Genomic DNA, 18,667 nt, shown 5'->3' with positions numbered 1-18,667 from the left:
AATCAAAAAGATGTTGAATATTAAATTAGAAGCTAACAAGATTATCTTGATTGAAGCTGAAAAAAAAGATCTACAAATTTTAAAATCAACCTTTGAAGTGGTTCTTCAATCTATCTTAGGAGGGTTTCATGCTCGAATAGGTGCTGACCGAGAAGAAGTTCAAAAATTTCTTTTAATAATAGAAGAAAATTTGAAAAATTGCCAAACTCAACAAGGTAATAATTTAGTTGCAAAGCTTCCCATTTCACTCGAATATTTAAGAATTTTAACCCAAATTTTTAACGAGGCTTGTCACGGAATCAGAATTTTAGATTTTGAACATAAAATAGGGGCAAGTAAGGACTATTTAAAGTTATGTTTGGAGCAAAGTTATAATTTATATATCAATTTAGAAAAGTAACTAACCTCGATAAGGGCGAGACGAAGTATTTCTATGATGCTGCTGGGAATTTGTCAAGGGTTGAGTTGCCGAATTTAGTCCCTAAATAGCGAAGCTGTCATACCAATTTCATAAAGTAGTGCTACAGTTAGTGTCATTGGAACAGTAAAATTGCCGAAACTGCAACCATTCAATCTGCGTAGATTTACTTTTGTCCAAATCCAGTTTATATCACATTTCTTAACTCACAAAATATTCCCCTGTACAAAGGCAACCAACCACGCATAAAATGTAACTCAATACCCCCACACAAACAACCATGAAACCCAAAATAACCATTCAAGAACTAGCCCTATCCCTCACCGCCAAAAACCACTCCCCCACCCTCCTCAACTCTGACTTCCTCAAACACAGCGGCATCGTTCCACCTGACTGGGAACTAGCCCGCCCGCCCATTTTTAGCCCTCAAATCTCCCAAGTTGCCTTCACCAACGGCACCAACATCGTCGCCCAATCCAACGCCATCACCTTCATCGAATCGGTGAGTTCCAAGTCGCAAGAAACAGCCAAAATCCCCGACATCATTCGCAAATACGTCGAAACTTTACCCCGCACCGACTACCAAACGTTAAGTGTCAATCCCCGAACTTTCGTCACCTTTGAAGGGGGAGACGAAAATGCCGCCCGCGAGTTCATCACCTCCAATTTACTCGCGAAGGGTACTTGGTTTGATGCGGGCAAATCTCCCGTAAAAGCTGCTGTCAATTTAGTTTATTCTCTGGAACAAAGAGAGCTAAACTTGAGCGTTGCCGAAGCATTGCTGCAACTGCAAGAAGCCGAACCGACTCCGGCTGTTTTGTTTTCCGGCAATTTTCAGTACGAAATAGCTGGGGAATTGGAAGGAGAAAAGCTGCAACATTTGTACCGACTTTTAGAAAACTGGCAGCCGGATTTAGAGGCTTACCGGGAAATTGTGAACCAGCGGTTTTTGGGGGCTGTTGTTGAAGAGTTGCCGTCTGTCGCGTAAATGCGACATTAGAGCCAAAACACCGATCGTTTTTTAAAAGCGATCGGTGCCGGTCGATAGCGCGATCGCCACGGAGGAAGTACAGCGCTCGCTACAAACATGAAGGAAGTCCCTACCCCTCAACCTCCTTGAGTCCATCCTCCAGCAACACCCGCACGATATCCACTTTCTTGCGCCCCGTCCTGGCCGCCAGCACCCACAGCTTGCGGTGCTCTTACTCGGACATATCGAGGGTGAACCTAACAGTTGCTTCTTTATCGGGTGCTTGTAGTCGGTGAGTCAAGCTACTTTCCTTTAATCGAACGGGGATAGCTTCTGCTGCGAATGCTTCGGGTGATGGTTAACGAGGTGAGCGAGGAACTTATACCACTTCTCCAAAATCATGCAACAGTAGCTAGTGCCGATCGAATGTAATTCCATCCCGTAATAGATGCTATTGTATGATGTGAAAAATTCTCAAGAAAAGCGCGGACTTTTTCTTTAATTTCATCTAAGTTCTCATAAATTCCCCAACTCAATTCTTGTTTTATATGTTGCCATATTCTCTCGATCGGATTCAATTCAGGACTGTATGGTGGTTGAAAATTAGTAAAATGTTATCGGGAATTTTTAGTTGGTAACTGTGATGAAACTTACCATTATCCAATTGAACAACATTTAAATTGTCTGGATAATCTTGGGCTAATTTATCTAAAAATATCTGAAAACATTGACTATCTAAGTGCGAGAATTTCCGCCAAAAACTTTCTCCTGTTTTGGGAGCGATCGCACCATATAGATAGTAAGCCTTAAAATTCCATTGAACCTTCCCTATTGGTTTGACGCCACGGGCTGTATTTTTTTTCCTCTCAATCGTTTTTAACCCAATTCTAGTTTCATCTTGACACCAATATTTGGTACCTTTTTTTGCAGGATTAGGAGTGGTGTATTCCAACCAAAAAATGATTTTCAGCAGTTTTTCTAGTTTTTTTTAAATTCGATCGCTGCCACAATATCTTTTTTGTTGCTCGAACGCCTTGGTACTTTTAACTTCGCTTTCATTCGATAGTACAGTTGCTTGTGTAAGGTTTGATATTTGACAGATACTTGATAGTTATCTTCCACCCATGCCGCAATTTCTTTATAGCTCTTAAACTCGCAGGATTCGGCATTGATTTTTATTGAGATTCCTGCTATTACTTCTGAGGGAATTACTCGGGGTCTCCCGCTCGATCGGTCGTGCTTTAATAATGCTGACATACCACCCTCATTATATTGCTTTAACCATCGTTGCACCGTAATTCTATGTACTCGCCAAAGTTTAGCTACTTCTGTAATGCTCTGGCTCAATCCAGATTTTAACAAATAAAGTGCCTGAACTTTTTGTTTGTTAGTTAAAGTTCGTTGCCGAGCGCTAATTATTTTTAACTCAGTAGCGCTCGCTTCAATTCTTTCTTGGTAGTTTACTTTCATCTAACTATCCTTAAACTCTCCGGCTATTGTAGCATGCTTTTGGAGAAGTAGTATTACTCCAGCGACGACTTTTGCAAGAGGTCTACTATTCATGGAAACACAATTGTGGGGGTTGCTGTATGTCCGAGATACAAATAAGCCGCCGATCGCAGCACAATTTCTGAGTAGAGAATCTTTTGAATCTCCAAACTAGAAACTCGTTTGGCTGTGAAGTTGTAAGCCGAAATTTCTCCTGCCCAACTGAAATCTGTACTCGTCAAATAATGGTCATAGTCATGTATTCCCTGAAAGATGAAGCCGTAAATTGGATTGGGATACACGGTAGAATCGTAACTATCCGCAGAAACCCAAAGCTGCCCTCGCTCAATGTCGGCAAACATCTCGTCAACATCGTCGTACCGCATGTAGTCTGAGAATTGTAGATTTAAGGGTAATTGCTGAAATTCGCCCATCAGCCAGTCGCACAGGTGGGCAATGGTTTCCTCAGAAATTTCGGCGGGTTTGCCTTCCAGGTAGAGTTGGGCGAGAGTTTCCACTTGAGATTCGTTAGTCTTTGGTGTAGTCTTTGCTTTGGTAAGAGTCATATTGCTGTCTCCCTAACCTTGAACTTCTTTACTTTGACAGATGCGGTCGCTCATTTCCTTGAGCTGGCTCATAGTTGGCTGAGAAACCTGATCCATTGGAGCGGTCAGTCTTACTTTTTAGGACAATCTAACGATGCAGGTCACGATTGAGCATCTACGGCATATTCCACTTTTTTCTGGACTCGACTTGGAACACCTTGCACAGTTGCAATCTCATGCTGTAGCTAAACAATATTTGCGAGGAGAGATCATTCTCCATGAGGGCGATCGCTTGCCTGCTCAACTCTTCGCCGTTCTCAGTGGCAGAATCGAAGTCAAGAAAACGGCTACTACAGGTAAAGAAACGATCTTGCGAACATTACCTGCCGGAGAACTCTTTGCTGCACCTGCTCTGTTTGGCACCCACATCGCGCCTGCAACCGTAATCGCTGAACAGAATTGTCAGATTCTCACCATTGAAAGCACGGCGTTGCTAGATTTAATTCAGCAAACTCCTGATGTTGCCTTGCGAATCATCGCTGTCCTGACGGAGCGGCTCCAGCATCTGCATCAAGTGGTACATGGGTTAGCCTCAGAACGGGCGATCGTGCGGTTGGCAAAGTTTATTCAGGGGGCTGCAATCACCGAAGGAACGGACATGACAGAACAAGGATTACAGTTGCGATCTCGGTTGCCCTATTACCAAATTGCCCGCAGCATCGGAATTACCTATGAAGAATGTGTTCGACTGTTCAAGCAGATTCAAACCATTGTCACTTATCAGCGGGGCGGTAAGATTCTGATTTTAGACCGGGCAAAGCTAGATGCCATTGCCCAAGGTGAAATTGAGATTTAGAATTATTCTGGTTTATCAGTACTGGTTGCTGCCAGTTCAAATACAGTATGGGGACTCTGAAAGGTTTGCCGTGCTTCGGGTAATTGCAGCGCCTCCATTGTTTTCACATGTTCACATTCATCATCCCGAATATTGACAAACACATCGTAGAGATTATCCACTTTGGGACGACGAAATTGATGATTCGACGTAAACTGAGTTTCTTCAAACATATAAAGATCACCATCGCGGTAATAATTGATGGCAACCTGAGGAGCGGGTTGGATTTTTAGTTCTTCTGCATGAGCTTGTAGGTAATCGTCATATGTATGATAGGCATGTTGCTCAATCAACTCCATTAGATAGTAAGCGTACTGGGGAGACAGCATGTAGATCAGCACGACAATCCAGTAATAAATCACACCGATCGCGTGAGCAATCAAGCGATCGAGCCAGTGACTATTACCACCCAGAGATTCCATAATCAACAAATGATGGAGTTCATTCCACGTTTCCGCAAAGTGAATCTTCAGCAAATCTGCTTTACGCCAGAGTCCCAGCGTTTCATATAGATGCAGTACCGATAGATAGGAGAAGTAGGGCACGCGGGCAATTGTTTCCAGCACATAAAAGCGAGCGTAGGAGCGATCGCCGTAAATGACATCGACCACGAAGACAAAAAAGCTGACGATCAATTGAATTAAAAATTTCATGGTGCAGTCCTCCAAAATTAGAACACATTTCTAGAGGGGTTAGATTTTCGACTTCTTAAGAAGTCGAAAATTTCCTAAATTTAGTGTTTCCTTGAACATCGATCGGGTGAACAGGGTAGTTCTACAAAGCAAAGTCACAACACTTAATCAAATCCACCTTCAACAATTTCGTTTCTAGCGATTCATTAGGGTTTGTTTGCGTTCTCTCCCAGTACCGCTCTACCGCATCAATTAAGGCAACAGCTTGAAGATCGCTCTGAGCTTCAAGTTTACAAATAAAAGTCTCGTTAACACTCCGCTTTTGTTCAAGATGATACTGCTGAACTGCTCGAACAACCTGTTGACAAATTGTTCTGGCTTGCTCAGGGTCATCTTTAAGCTGATAGTCTTTCAAGGCTTCACAAACAAGACTAGCTTCAGCAGCGGTTAAAGAAAATTCTAGCAATTGATGATTGAGCAGGGCGTAATAACGTTTCAAATCTCGTAACCCAACTTTGCTAGAGTTTTCACCACGTTGAAGCAGGGCTGCTTTAAGCTTGGCATCCTGAGAAAATAATGTTTGGCTGTCCATGAGTTATCTCCTAAATTTATCCGTCTTAATAATCTAAGAATTATTCAATTGCTTCTATGAGCTAGCTCAGACTGAACTGAAACAATCGACACATGAGCTTAATCCCTTTAACCAGCTTTTGCACATCGCACTGACTTTGCAGATGGTTGAGTCGAATCAAAGGTGGGGCTTAAGGAGCAGGCGATCTCAGCTTCACACTACCGATGTTTTTAGGATGAACTAACGCGACTAGACCCGTGAAAGCCGCGCCAGAGTTGGAATTGAGTCGTAAGGATTATTCCTCACGCCCCATTAAAGGACGAACCAATAACCAGAGCGCAAAACGCTCCAGTTCAACTAGCAAAGTAATGGCTCCAACCCCCAAGCTAAAAAGAATAAGATTGTTTTGACTACTGACTGAAAAGGCGAAGACCAGGGAAGTCGCAACGGCGGGAGGATGGACGACATCCAGCACAATCATGACAACAATAGTGATCACCATCGCCGCCGCCGCCGCGCTGTAGCCAGCACCTAGAGCAAAACTGGCAAACAAGCCGATTGCAGCCGCCATCAGTTGGGATAGAATCAAAGACCGGGCGGTGTTGCTGCCGTGGTGCGGATCAAGGTAAATCAGAAACGCACTGACGGCAAGGGAGGCAAACAAGAATCGTTGCCGACTTAGCACTTCAACCAATGCCATGATGCTCAAAATTGTGAGGGTGGGTGCCGTTGCTAATAGCAGTTCCTGTTTTAGCGATAAGTAGCGTCTGGAGGAGTAATCTGCACCTGCGATCGACTTTAGGCTGGAGCGGTTTCGATTGATCATTGTCCAATACCAGTAGTTTCCTTGGGTAAGCGGTTTTGTTCTCCCTGACGAATCTCACGCTCTAAGAAGTAGTTGAGCAGTGTTCGTAACAACACGATTGCTGCTAAATTTGAGATGTCTCGGTGCGTCGGAGCAACTGCTGTGCGGAGGATGTCACTGGCAACGGTGAATTCCAGCCCTAGTGCCAGCACCCGTCCCAGTTGCAGACGAATCATTTCGGTGGAATTGAACTGTTGCTTATGCGAGAAGAGTTGGCGGATGTAGCTCAAGATGCCACGCACGATCGCCCCACCAATCACAACAGCCGCTGCAATTTCTGCCACTGCTGCCAAGTAACCCACGATGACTTTTAACCATTCCTCTAAAGGACTGACTGCCACGGCGGTTGAATTGTTCTCTCCTGCATTCAAGCTCAGCAGCACCAATCCTAAAATCAGAGAAAGCGGCAACAGTAGATTGACTAGGGCTTCTCGCGGTGGCTCGTGTTTCATCAGTTCCTATCTGCCTCGCTCTGCGCCAATATCTTTGCATAGAACTGAGCATGAGAACGGTAATCGTAAACGACTTCGATCGCAAATAGAAAAAAACTGACAAAAAATCGAAACAAAACTTTCATGATGTATCCCCCGAAGTCAGTGACTTCTGGCTTGTTCAAGTCATAGTCACTCGTTGAGAGGGAACCGTTGCTTTAATCAAATCGGCTGCTTTTTCGCCAATCATGATGGCAGACGCATTAGTGTGTCCTGTAATCAGCGTCGGCATGACAGAAGCATCGACAACTCGCAGTCCCTTCACTCCATACACCCGGAGTTCAGAGTCTACTACTGCCATTGAATCAGTGCCCATTTTACAGGTGCCGATCGGATGAAACACTGTGCCACAGTTTTCTCGAACATAGATTTCAATGGCTGCATCACTCTGAACATCCGCACCTGGAGCAACTTCCCGACCACGAAACTCATCAAACGCACTTGTTTGAAACAATTGGCGCATTAGTTTAATCCCAGCAACAAACTTTTGCACATCGGATTGATTTTGCAAATAGTTCAATCGAATCACGGGGGCATCTTTCGGATCGCGAGATCGCAAACTGACGCTGCCAACGTTTTCAGGATGAACCAATGCGATTAAACCTGTGAAACCTACACCAGAGTTGGGATAGCCGGGAGGTGCCCACATCATGGGTCCAAAAATGAGTTCTAAATCGGGTGCAATTCCCTGATTAAGTTTGCTATGCACAAACAATCCGGCTTCAGCGATGCCATTGCTGGTGGTTGCCGTGTGTAAATCCTGCATTGCCTCGTAGGGCACTCCAACGAGAAGATGATCTTGCAGGTTTTGACCCACGCCGGGTAAATCAACGACTACTGGAATTTCCATCGCTTGTAATTGTGCCGCATTGCCAATGCCAGACAGCATCAGGAGTTTGGGTGAGTCGAACGAACCTGCACTTAAAATCACTTCCTGATTGACCTTAACCTGGTGTAACCTGCCCTCGTGTAAATATTCCACCCCTACAGTGCAAGTGCCTTCAAACAACAAACGAGTGACTAACGCACCTGTCTGCACCGTTAAGTTCGGGCGATCGAGAATCGGCACCAGGAATGCAGCCGCAGCACTGTGTCGTTTGCCATCTTTGACCGTCAACTGAATTGGTCCTGCCCCTTCCTGCTGCTTCCCGTTGAAGTCGGGATTGTAGTCGTATCCCAGCGCGATCGCGGCATCAACAAAGCGTTGAGAGATGGGAGTCGGAGCAGCGACATCAGTAACGCTCAATTCACCATCTACTCCATGAAACTCAGAGGCACCACGTTGCTGATGCTCCGATTTTTTAAAGTAGGGCAAGACATCTTGATAACTCCAACCGGGATTCCCCAGTTCCTGCCAGCGATCGTAATCAGCAGGATTGCCCCGAATATACACCAGGAAATTAATTGAACTGCTGCCACCCAGGACTTTACCACGCGGACAAAAGATTCTGCGATCGTTGAGATAGGGTTCTGGCTCAGAAAAATAGCCCCAATCCACATCAGTTCCCGGTAGCTGGGTGCATTCCAATGGGGTGTAAATCTCTGATTTTGTATCAGGATTACCCGCTTCAAGTAATAACACCGTTGTTTCACGGTCTTCGGTCAGGCGATTAGCAACCACGCAACCTGCCGAACCAGCACCAATCACAATGTATTCATAGTGAGTCATGATTCTTTCTCCTGATTGATAATTGCGAGATACTACTTCCGTCAACATCTCTTAACGGAAGTGGTAGACGAGAATGATTACTGAGGATCGTCCAAAATTGAACTATAGGCTTGCGGCTCTTCAATGCGATGTTGTGCGTAACTTCGTCGAGCCTTGACGATCTCTTGATACACCTTCTTGCGAGCTAAGTTGACGCTACCCAGAGGTTCGTGTTCACGCAAGGTATGCCAAGCCATGAACGACATTCCCTCGTCCAGTCGATTTCGCTCATCGAAGTCAAATTTCTGAGCGGGAATGGTGATTGTCGCCAGTTTGATAAACGGTGTGTCTTTCTCTTTCCACTCCTGCATGGGATTTTCGATCGGCGTTTTCTCATCGTCAACATAGAGCTGCACCAAGAAGTCAAAGGTGGCTTCGTTGCCCTCTTCCGTCAGGTATTTGACGACTGCCTCACGCAAATAAGTATCTGAAGTCGGAGTCGTCGCACCTGGCGTATCTTGTTGGTGAGGCTTGACCGAAAACTTAATCACCTGTGAACCAAGTCGAAAAGGAGTCGCACTCCAGTACTGAATTAGCAGCGGATTAGCAACTTGTTTACTCGTGATTGTTTTGAGAATTTCAAACGTGGGCGCGAGCGATCGCAGTTCCTCTTCAGTTGCCTGACCCACACTTGCTTTTGTCAGGTTGGCAAACCCTTGAGCATCGCGCACAAAGAACACCGGATGATTAATCATGAGAAAGTCCTGGGTTTCTTGCTCATCATCCAGCACTTTTTCACCCTCTACCTGCAAGAGCTTGATGGCGATCGCCCGCACATCGGGATTAAGATCGGATGCGAGCTTACCGCGCTTTTCTGCGGGGGCAGCATTGGACGCTCTGACCCAAATTGGGTAGGTTTTGGGTTGGGCAAAAACACCCACCCGTAACGATTCAAGCAGATTATCCTCAACCTTGAACTCTCCCCAAAGTAAGCCATGACCTCTAGGGTGGTCTTTGCGTAGGTCTGGGTTCCTCTGAGCTTGAACGTCGAGATCAATGTTTAGGATAGTATTGGTTGCCGCTTCTTGGGCAACTGCATCCACGATGGTATCGGTAGGCGTTTCTTGGACAGCAGTGGATAGATTGAATTGGTTCATGGTTCGTTCTCCTGATAATGCAAGCTAGTGTGAGTATTTGAAATTGAAAAAGTGGGAGTTGTAGATGGGTTTCCAGAAGCCCCAACCGCTGGCTGATTGTCATTAATGATGGGATCGGTGCAATCGACGACGGTTAAAAACTCATAAGACCTCCTCTAGTTGCTGGATTGGTTTCAAGGCTCGTCCGCCAATCCAGCACCCCAATCCATCTACAAATAAGATGAGGATGGCTGTAATTTGGAAAAGCAAACCCCAACCTTGAAGGGAAACTTGAGAAACGTGATCGGGGCTAATGACAATAAAATGGTTGTAGATTGTAAAAAGAAGTGATCCTGCCATTAAACCCAGTAGCAGCCAGCTACCAATGCGGTAGAATTTTGTCCACAGCAAAACGGCTGCAATGATGGGAGTCGGAAAAATCACAATCCCTACAAACCAACTCTGGAGCACAGAGAGGGCAACTGGAATTTCTACGTGTGCTAAACCATGCAGCCCGTTGGCAATCGTGTGTAGAATCACGATCGCTGTTCCATATTGAGCAACCTTCATCAGTGGTCTCCTTGACAGATGATTGATGAACAATCGTTGATTAGCTGATTTGAGAAATGTAGTTGTTACACCAGCGAACGTTCGACTGCATCGCTTCCTAAAGCCGCATCTTCGCTAAATGACGAGAAAGGAACTGCTCCTGCTCAGTTTGCTGTGCAGCAGTTTGATCAAGATGAGCCACCAAGCCATCGGTCTGCCTCATTTGCTGTTGAACGTAGCCAACGTAATGAGGTAGCGAAAGGTTCAAGCGTGTGTTCGAGGGGTGCGGTCTGGCTACGTTCATCATGTGTGTTGCCTTAAAATAAACAAGTAGTTAGGAAAAGTAGCCATAAAACCTTACTGCTCACCTTGGCTCAAAATAGCTGTTATCAGGCGCTCAACTTCCCAGGCATCGTTGTAACGCTCTTGATTGATAAACAATGTCGGAGTACGGGTTACATCGCATTGCTTGCCACTCTGAATATCTTGAGCCACTCGATCAGCATATTGATGTTCGGCGATCGCATAGAGAAACTGATGCAAATCGAGTTCTAATTCGTTGGCATATTCCAGCAAATTGCCATCACTCAAGAACTTCTGACGCTCAAGGAGAATGTTGTGCATTTGCCAAAACTTACCCTGTGCTGCTGCTGCCTCAGCAGCTTCGGCGGCTTTTTGTGCCTGAAAATGAAGCTGCTTTTGGGGAAAGTGACGAAACATAAAACAGAGTTGATGATTGAGCCGTTGTTGAATGGTTTGAATCATCTTGTGAACCTCTGCACAGTAAGAACATTGGTAATCGCCATACTCAATCAGGATGATGAGTGCATCCATCTCACCTTGCAGGTGATCGTGAGGTGCGATCGTCAACCGCGATCGATTCGGGTCGTCTGACTGATCCATCCCTTCGGTCAATCTAGAAACAGTGTTGCTGCTGTGGGGTTTGCTGAACCTCTGCAACAACCATAGACTTACTTTATGGGAACCACCAGCGATTGTCGCCCTACTTAAACAGAGTTTCTTACCTACCTAAACGATCAATCGCAACCTATCTCATAGACAGGTTATTTCTATCCGAAAGCCAGATGTTTATTCACTGCATTGTTATCAAATACTGATTACACCGCGCTTAAGAGCTGTAACGATCGCTTGTGCCCGATCGCTGGCTCCTAACTTACTCATAATATTCTTGGTGTGGAACTTGACAGTACTTTCACTAATCGAGAGTGCAGTGCTAATCTCTTGATTATTTTTGCCTCGTGCCATCAAGTTCAGCACTTCTAGCTCCCGAGCGCTTAGTTGGGGAATGCCCATTCGCTCAACGAGTTTCGCCCCTACTGCGGGTGGAATGTACTGTTGTCCCCCATGCACTGCACGAATGGCGCTCAAAAGTTCCTGAGCCTCAGCATCCTTCAGGACATATCCTTTTGCCCCAGCTTGCAGCCCACGATAGATGTCTTCATCGCCATCATAAGTGGTGAGTACAATAATTCGAGCTTGTTTGAATTCTGCCCGAATGGCAATCGTTGCCTCTACGCCTCCCATCTCAGGCATTCGTAAATCCATCAACACAATATCCGGTTGAGACTGGCGGAATAGGTCGATCGCTTCACGCCCATTGCTGGCTCGTCCAATCACTTTGATGTCGGACTGTGATTCGAGCAAGGACGTTAGCCCTTGAGCAACCATGACATGATCGTCCACAATCATTACCCGAATGAGCGATGGATTCATGAGCGGTTCCTCGAAACGATCGCTACAACAATTTCCGTTCCTCGTCCTGGAGTACTCTGAATCGATAGCTGTGCGCCAATGCGCTCTGCTCGTTCAGTCATGCTGAGTAAACCAAACCCGCCTATCAAGTCCTTATTCATGACAAAGCCTTGACCATCATCTTTAATCCGCAGGGTGAAGCACCATTGCTCATACACCAACTCCACATGAATTTTGTTAGCTTTAGCATACTTCAAGGCATTATTCAACGCTTCTTGTCCAATCCGCAGCAGGTTATTTTCTACAGCCGCCTCTAAAGGATAGGTACTGCCTATACAATTGCAAATCACTTGGGTGTGCGTGTGGGAAAACATCTGCTCTACTAGCTGTTGAAGAGCGCTATAGAGGTCGTGGCTCTCTAGCATTTGGGGACGCAACGCTTCCACTGATCGACGAGCTTCGACCAATCCAGATCGAGCCAGATCGCGTCCTGTTTTGAGTAGGGTTTGTGCTGCTTCTGAATCGGTTGTAAGTTTCAGAGTCGCTGCCTCTAAGTGAATGATGATGCTAGTGAAGGCTTGCGCGAGGGTGTCGTGAATTTCTCGCGCCATCCGGTTGCGTTCTTCCAGAATGGACGCTTCTTCAGCCCGTTTGCGTTCGCTGATATCACGAACCATCATCAGCACTTCACCCTCTCCACTGGGAACAATCCGAACTTCGTGGTAGTAAATGTGATCGTCATTTACAATCTTCTGCTCATAAACCTGTAGCTCACCTGTTTGGAGCGTCCGTTGCATATACTCCATCCGCATTTGAGCAGTTTCTGGCGGCAGAACGTTATGAATATTAGCACCCACTTTCAACTGTTGAGAATTGAACGGCTGAAAATTGCTGCTTCTCACCACTTTCAAATACGTACCATCTCGACTCATTTGAATCAGTAGATCGGGAATTGCACTGATCATGGCGCGATTCGTCGCCTCGCTTTGTCTCAGAGCGGCTTGCTCCTGTTCGAGTGCCAGTGTCCGTTCAGCTACTTGCTGTTCTAATGTCTGGTTGTATTGTGCTAAAAGCTTCTCTGCTTGTTTGCGCTCGGTGATGTCTTGAAAGGCAGCAATCGCATAGACAATATTACCTTGCTCGTCAAACACTGGCGTTCCCCAACCTTCAACTGGAATGGTTAGATCGGGTTGACGAATTTCTAAATCCTCAATTCTAGTACGTACACCGCTCAATGCTCGCATTACTGGTAGGTTCTCAATCGGATAGGGTTGATCTGTTCCCGCTAAATAAAGTTGATAAATCTCTGCAAGTTGATCCGGTTTCGCAGCAGGAACAATTCCTTTGCCTAGCAGTTGAGCAGCCTGTTGGTTCACATAGCAAGGACGACCTGCCGCATCGACGATTCCAATTCCTACGGGGACTGCTTCTAGGAATTGCGCCAGTTGACTTTCGCTTGCGCGTAGTTTAGAGTAGAGCCTAGCATTTTCAATTGCAATCGTAGCTTGAGTTGATAACAGATGCAAGACTTGCGATCGCTCTGGTGTAAATGCCCCAGCCACTAACTGATTTTCGAGATACAACACGCCAACGAGTTTACTCTGATTCAGCAGCGGCAAACAAAACAATGATTGAGTTCGGTTGTGCTGAATATAAGGGTCATTGATGAAATTACTTTCACGAACCGCATCATTTAACAAAACAGATTCATGAGTCCGAATCACGTACTGAATGATTGATTCAGGTAAGCGATTTGCTATTGAAATTGATTGCAGCACTTGTATAGAATAAGTCTTTTCACCATTACTGAATTCGCAAGCAGCTTCAACTACCCATTCTCCTGAGTTTTCTAAAAGCAAGCATCCACTTTGTGCCCCTGCATTCTCAATTAAGATCTGCATCAAAGAATGAAGCAACTGCTCCAATTCAATTTGGCTCGAAATTGCCTGAGCTGCTTTCATCACCGCCGCCAAATCGAACGCGATCGATGAACTGTTAGAGGTTGTTTTCGATGGTTTGGGAATGAGTATGTGATTCACTGTTGCTGGCTGAGGTAGTAGCTGTAAATATCGAGTTTCTAGCTCTTTGACTTTTGCCATTGCGCCCCAACGTTCATAGCAGTAGTGCGCTTCTTTCATGTAGGTTTGAGCAAACTTCTCCCGACCACGGGATAGGTAGAATTTAGCGGCTAATTCATAAGCCAATGCTTCTTCTTGCAGGTAGTTGATTCTCGCGCCTTGAATGGCTTGCTCGTAGAACTCTTCTGCTTCAAACCACTGACCTAAAACTCGTGCCGTCTCTGCTTGGATCAGATGATATTTATGCAAATGGTTTACAGGTGCGTACTGCACCCAGTGCTTCATTTTGTCTTGATTGACTGCAACTTTCTTCAAGATTGCTTCTTGCGTTTGAGTGTCGCTTTCAGGGTATGTTGCGAGCCTTGCCAAAGAGTCATAGAGATAATACATATGCTCAGTAGGGGTCGCAATGACTCGAATCAAATACTGTTCCGCGATATTTGCATTTTCAACTGCCTGAAAAGGCTCAGAGAATAGATAGTTTAGAAAAAGTTTGTTGAGATAAACACAAAAGATTGCAGTTCCATCATTCGCAGCTTGATGTTGTGGAAGTCCATGCTCCTCGTTGTACAACTCGCCTACTAGATGGCAGGGATGATTTGAGCCTTCCATCAAATTCACGACCGTTTGATGAAAGATTTGAGTCCAGGTGAGTGCCACTTCCTGTTTGATCTGACGAATGGCTTCACTATAGGTTGCCATGTCGCGATCGACATCTACAAGTTCTTTTCCCGTGAAAAAAGACTGAGTGCAGTAGCAGTGAGCGCTATAGGCAGCATACTCTAGATCTCCGGTTTCCAGACCACTTTGATACGCTTCTAGTAGTGGCTTAGCGATTTTCCTCACATATTCTTTCCAGTGAATGATGGAAATATTGACAAGAAATAATGTTCTCGCTTTCAGCGAATGAGTGTTTGGCTGTGACAATAGGCTTAAAGCAATCTGCCCGAACTGATAGCCAGACTCGATATCTCCCACGATTCCACAGAGAATTAATCCATATAGTGCATATGCAGAAGGAGACACAAAGGTATTGCCATACTGAATGGATAAATTGACCTGTTTCGCGACGAACAAAGGCATCAAATCTGGAGCCGCAATGTAGGCGGCAACCGTTACTCTAGAAAGGATTCGCATCGCCGCTAATTTGTCTGGCTCAGTCATCTCCGGCAAATGAATCAAGTCCTCGATCTGTTTCTCACCAAAGAGAGAAGTAATTGCGCCGAGTTCAAACTGAATATCCAATTGGCTTGGTACTTCAGGAAATTGAATGCTGAGTTGCTGCAACACTTGCAATGCTTTATGGATTGCTGTTAAGGGCTGGTTTTGGGCAATATTGGTTTGGATCTTGATCTCGTAAACGTTCACGGTATCGAGAATCGTTTTTGCTTCTTGCAGTACGATCGCCGCCCAAGCTTCTACCTCTTTCAAGTCGCCACATAAGAATGCAACTTCCGTCGTTTCTGAATATAACGCTAAGGTTAAATCGTAGTTTGTTTGCCAACAGGAATCTAAAAGTAATGCTCGACCTGTCGCTAAATACGTTTTCGCCACACTGTAGGCGATCGCTGCCTTTGCCTTCTGACCTGCCATCAAGTTTAATCGAGCTAGTTGATCGCGTTCGGCTGGATCGATTACCAGTTCAATTCCACAATTCAGATGATCGACCGTTTCAAATAGTCGCTCCGAGCTTCGCTCCGGCAACGTTTTTTCGAGAAGATTGCGACCAATTTGTAAATGAACAACTTGCTTCTGCGACTCATCAATCAAAGCACAGGAGGCTTGCTGAACGCGATCGTGCAGAAATCGATAATTCTGAACCAATAATTGTTCATCTAACTCAGAGGTCGGAACAATTAAACCCGACTGAACGGCTGTTACCAGTTCCGAGAAGATCTCATTCGGTGCGCGATCGCAGATGATGGAGAGGGTACTTAAGTCAAAATCAGCCCCGACAAAAGCCGCTAATTGCAAGACCTGTTGTGTTGCTGGTGGCAGTTTTTTCAGTTTGCCCAGCATCAACTCTACTACATTATCCGTAATGTCTTTGCTTTCAATATGAGTCGTGTCCCACTGCCAGCGGAGTTGTCCAAGATCGAATTTGATCAGATTCTTTACGTATAGTGTCTTCAGAAACTCAGTCGTAAAGAAAGGATTTCCGCCTGTTTTCCGCAGCACCAATTCTGCTAAGGAACTGACGGTACTGATATCACTGTGCAATGTGTCAGCGACCAGTTGTGCGATCGCGTCCAAACTTAGGGGCGCTAGGATAATTTGACTAATGGTCGCTTGTTCTTTTTTGAGTCCCTCTAGAGTCATTAGTAGCGGATGGGATGGGTTAACCTCGTTATTTCGATAAGCTCCAATTAAAAACAGGCATTGGGTTTCTGCATCCGTCATCATTAACTCAATTAACTTGAGGGTTGCCGAGTCTACCCACTGAAGGTCATCGAGAAAGATAACTAAGGGATGCCCCTTTGAGCAAAACACTCGGATAAACTGCTGAAAAACTCGACTGAACCGATTTTGAGCTTCCGCTGCGCCTACTTCCGGCACAGATGGTTGCTTGCCAACGATCAGTTCAATTTCCGGGATGACATCAATGACGATCTGTCCATTGTTCCCCAACGCCTTGAGCAGACGCGATCGCCATTGTTGTACCCGATCGTTGGGTTCACCGAGTAACTGTTGCACCAACTTTTGAAGGGCAGAGGCGATCGCGCTGTAGGGAATATTGCGTTGAAATTGATCGAATTTTCCTGCAATAAAGTAACCACGCTTTTCAGTAATGGGCTTGTAAAGTTCCTGCACCAATGCGGATTTGCCGATGCCAGCATAGCCAGAGACAAGCATCATCTCGCTGTGCGAGGGAGGAGGGAGTTCTTCCCCATTCCCTGTTACTCGTTCAAACGCTGCTAATAACGCAGCAATCTCAGCTTCCCGTCCATACAGCTTCTGTGGAATTTGGAACTGATCCGAAACGTCTTGTACCCCTAATTGAATGCGATCGATGTGACCTGTTTCTGCAAATTGGCAAAGACAGGCTTCTAAATCTGCTCTGATGCCCCAAGCGCTTTGATAGCGATCCTCTGCGTTTTTCGCCATCAATTTCATCACAATGTCAGAAACTGCTTTGGGAATTGTGTTGGTAGCAGACAATGAATCGTCTACCGCACCCCCTAATTCATGGGGCGGAATAGGCGCTTTAGCAACATGGCAATGGACTAGCTCCAGAGTGTCTGTGGTAGTAAATGGCAGATGTCCGGTGAGCAGTTCGTAGAATGTCACACCCAGAGAGTAAAAATCGGTGCGGTAATCCAGCGATCGATTCATCCGCCCGGTTTGCTCTGGAGACAGATAGGCGAGGGTTCCTTCTAACACATGTGGACTTTTGAAGGTCGGATTAGTGCGGCTGAATTGGGTGGCGATTCCAAAGTCGATAATTTTGACGACACCCGTATCCGGATTGAGGACGATGTTTCCAGGATTAATATCTTTATGAATGATATTGGCAGCATGAATTTTGCCTAGAATGTCGGCGAGGTCGATCGCCAACCGCAGAAACATAGACAAAGGCATGGGGCAAAAATCTGGGCGTTGCTGCATCCAATGCTCTAAGGATTCGCCACCGAAATCTTCCAGAAGAATCACCAGAGTACGTTGATAATCCTGCTGGCTGTATGCCTTGACCACGCCTTCTAAATTCAGGGAACGAGTAATTTCGTATTCTTGTCTGTAGCGGGTTACTTCTTGGGGAGAGGGATAATCTTGCTTGAGTAGTTTAACGACGATCTCCTGACCATCTTGCTCTCTAGTGCCCCGATACACCAAAGACGCTGAGCTTTCATAAATTTTGCTATCAATCAAAACTCCAGGTAGGACAATCATTAGACGCTCTCCTTGTGAGGATGATGGAAGTCAAACCTGTACGTCGAGGTGGAACCCTGGCACCAAGTGGTGGAATTCGCATGTGCAAAGTTGGCAATCGTCCGCATCAGGTTTCTACACGCACAATAGCACCAACTACTGTTTAAATGCCTGGAAGAGGTTATGGGGTGTAGGGTGTAGGGAACCCCCTAATTAAAATCACGGGTGTAAATTACTTCCTACTTCCTCAGCTATTCCGAACCCGTACATGCAGCTCTTTGACCACTTTCGCATCGATTAAAAGAGGTTCAAGTTCCTTTTGTCCTGGTTTAGTACCAGGTTTCTCAAAGGCTCTGGGCAAAAGTATCACTACTACTGTATCACCCATTTCACCCTGTTTCGTAATGTTATTATCTGTGTCAGGACTTAAGCCGCTCCTCCAGCAGCACCCGCACGCTAGCATCAACTTTCTTGCACCCGGCTTTGGTTGCCGCTGCTGACAATTTGCAGTGCAGCGATTCGGGCAGATCGACGGTGAACCTACAAGATAGCTTCGCCGCGCGCTCATCGCCCGATACCAGTTGCGTAAGTCCTGAATTATTCAACCAGACATCTAGACGTTTAGATAATTGAACCGCAGGTGAGGTTGCCCCCGACAATATCGCAATGGTGGGCAAAGTCTTGCAGTGCAGCAACTACTTGATATTTATGGAAAGCTCCACCGCCTGACGGGGTGACAACCCCGTCAAAACCCCTAGCTGAAGCAGGTTAGACCGATTTATGGTAAAAAAAGATGGGGTC

17 protein-coding genes are annotated in these 18,667 nt (G+C 45.7%); 3 read left to right on the top strand and 14 right to left on the bottom strand.

Going from position 1 to position 18,667, the window contains the following annotated elements; translation table 11 throughout:
* Positions 1–10 precede the first annotated feature (10 nt).
* Both QUB63_RS33920 and QUB63_RS33915 read left to right on the top strand, forming a co-directional pair.
* Positions 11–400 carry a hypothetical protein gene (locus QUB63_RS33920; RefSeq protein ID WP_332949782.1) on the top strand — a complete coding sequence of 130 codons (390 nt, stop codon included), beginning with the start codon at positions 11–13 and terminating at the stop codon, positions 398–400.
* Positions 401–698: 298 nt separating this feature from the next.
* Positions 699–1,406, top strand: coding sequence for a hypothetical protein (locus tag QUB63_RS33915; RefSeq protein WP_332949781.1), 708 nt, complete (start codon positions 699–701; stop codon positions 1,404–1,406).
* A gap of 380 nt (positions 1,407–1,786) precedes the next feature.
* Here the strand turns inward: QUB63_RS33915 and QUB63_RS35275 are convergent, their stop codons facing one another.
* The 4 genes from QUB63_RS35275 to QUB63_RS33900 form a co-directional block, all read right to left on the bottom strand.
* Positions 1,787–1,966 (bottom strand): hypothetical protein, encoded by a 180-nt coding sequence (locus QUB63_RS35275; protein WP_442921897.1) that lies wholly within the window; start codon positions 1,964–1,966, stop codon positions 1,787–1,789.
* The gene (locus tag QUB63_RS33910) at positions 1,963–2,340 is read right to left on the bottom strand and encodes a transposase (protein ID WP_332949780.1); all 378 of its coding nucleotides are present in this window, start codon (positions 2,338–2,340) and stop codon (positions 1,963–1,965) included. The genes QUB63_RS35275 and QUB63_RS33910 overlap by 4 nt, the downstream gene beginning before the upstream one ends.
* Before the next feature lie 26 nt (positions 2,341–2,366).
* Positions 2,367–2,858 carry a helix-turn-helix domain-containing protein gene (locus QUB63_RS33905; RefSeq protein ID WP_332949779.1) on the bottom strand — a complete coding sequence of 164 codons (492 nt, stop codon included), beginning with the start codon at positions 2,856–2,858 and terminating at the stop codon, positions 2,367–2,369.
* A gap of 89 nt (positions 2,859–2,947) precedes the next feature.
* On the bottom strand, positions 2,948–3,442 hold the full coding sequence (locus QUB63_RS33900) for a transposase (protein ID WP_332949778.1): 495 nt from the start codon (positions 3,440–3,442) through the stop codon (positions 2,948–2,950).
* Between the two features lie 133 nt (positions 3,443–3,575).
* Between QUB63_RS33900 and QUB63_RS33895 the strand changes: the two genes are divergently transcribed.
* A complete protein-coding gene (locus QUB63_RS33895) occupies positions 3,576–4,277 on the top strand; it encodes a Crp/Fnr family transcriptional regulator (protein ID WP_332949777.1) in 702 nt (233 codons plus the stop codon).
* A gap of 2 nt (positions 4,278–4,279) precedes the next feature.
* Here QUB63_RS33895 and QUB63_RS33890 read toward each other — a convergent pair whose 3' ends face one another.
* The 10 genes from QUB63_RS33890 to QUB63_RS33845 form a co-directional block, all read right to left on the bottom strand.
* Positions 4,280–4,969, bottom strand: coding sequence for an alternative oxidase (locus QUB63_RS33890; RefSeq protein WP_332949776.1), 690 nt, complete (start codon positions 4,967–4,969; stop codon positions 4,280–4,282).
* A 121-nt stretch (positions 4,970–5,090) separates the two neighbouring features.
* Complete coding sequence (locus QUB63_RS33885) at positions 5,091–5,540, bottom strand: hypothetical protein (RefSeq protein WP_332949775.1); 450 nt, start codon at positions 5,538–5,540, stop codon at positions 5,091–5,093.
* A 274-nt stretch (positions 5,541–5,814) separates the two neighbouring features.
* Entirely contained in the window at positions 5,815–6,345 is a 531-nt protein-coding gene (locus QUB63_RS33880) for an HPP family protein (RefSeq protein WP_332949774.1), read from the bottom strand.
* Positions 6,342–6,836 (bottom strand): DUF1622 domain-containing protein, encoded by a 495-nt coding sequence (locus QUB63_RS33875; RefSeq protein ID WP_332949773.1) that lies wholly within the window; start codon positions 6,834–6,836, stop codon positions 6,342–6,344. The genes QUB63_RS33880 and QUB63_RS33875 overlap by 4 nt, the downstream gene beginning before the upstream one ends.
* Positions 6,837–6,996: 160 nt before the next feature.
* Positions 6,997–8,544: a GMC family oxidoreductase gene (locus QUB63_RS33870; RefSeq protein WP_332949772.1), complete on the bottom strand. Its 1,548-nt coding sequence runs from the start codon at positions 8,542–8,544 to the stop codon at positions 6,997–6,999.
* Between the two features lie 77 nt (positions 8,545–8,621).
* Positions 8,622–9,680, bottom strand: coding sequence for a catalase family protein (locus QUB63_RS33865; RefSeq protein ID WP_332949771.1), 1,059 nt, complete (start codon positions 9,678–9,680; stop codon positions 8,622–8,624).
* Positions 9,681–9,821: 141 nt separating this feature from the next.
* Positions 9,822–10,229, bottom strand: coding sequence for a hypothetical protein (locus tag QUB63_RS33860; RefSeq protein ID WP_332949770.1), 408 nt, complete (start codon positions 10,227–10,229; stop codon positions 9,822–9,824).
* Between the two features lie 336 nt (positions 10,230–10,565).
* A complete protein-coding gene (locus QUB63_RS33855) occupies positions 10,566–11,111 on the bottom strand; it encodes a DsbA family protein (RefSeq protein WP_332949769.1) in 546 nt (181 codons plus the stop codon).
* A gap of 204 nt (positions 11,112–11,315) precedes the next feature.
* The gene (locus tag QUB63_RS33850) at positions 11,316–11,942 is read right to left on the bottom strand and encodes a response regulator transcription factor (protein WP_332949768.1); all 627 of its coding nucleotides are present in this window, start codon (positions 11,940–11,942) and stop codon (positions 11,316–11,318) included.
* Positions 11,939–17,887: an AAA family ATPase gene (locus QUB63_RS33845; RefSeq protein ID WP_332949767.1), complete on the bottom strand. Its 5,949-nt coding sequence runs from the start codon at positions 17,885–17,887 to the stop codon at positions 11,939–11,941. The genes QUB63_RS33850 and QUB63_RS33845 overlap by 4 nt, the downstream gene beginning before the upstream one ends.
* Positions 17,888–18,667 lie beyond the last annotated feature (780 nt).

It is taken from the genome of Microcoleus sp. ARI1-B5 (assembly GCF_036705795.1).
GTDB lineage: Bacteria > Cyanobacteriota > Cyanobacteriia > Cyanobacteriales > Microcoleaceae > Microcoleus.
This window is presented reverse-complemented; position numbering and strand designations above follow the sequence as displayed.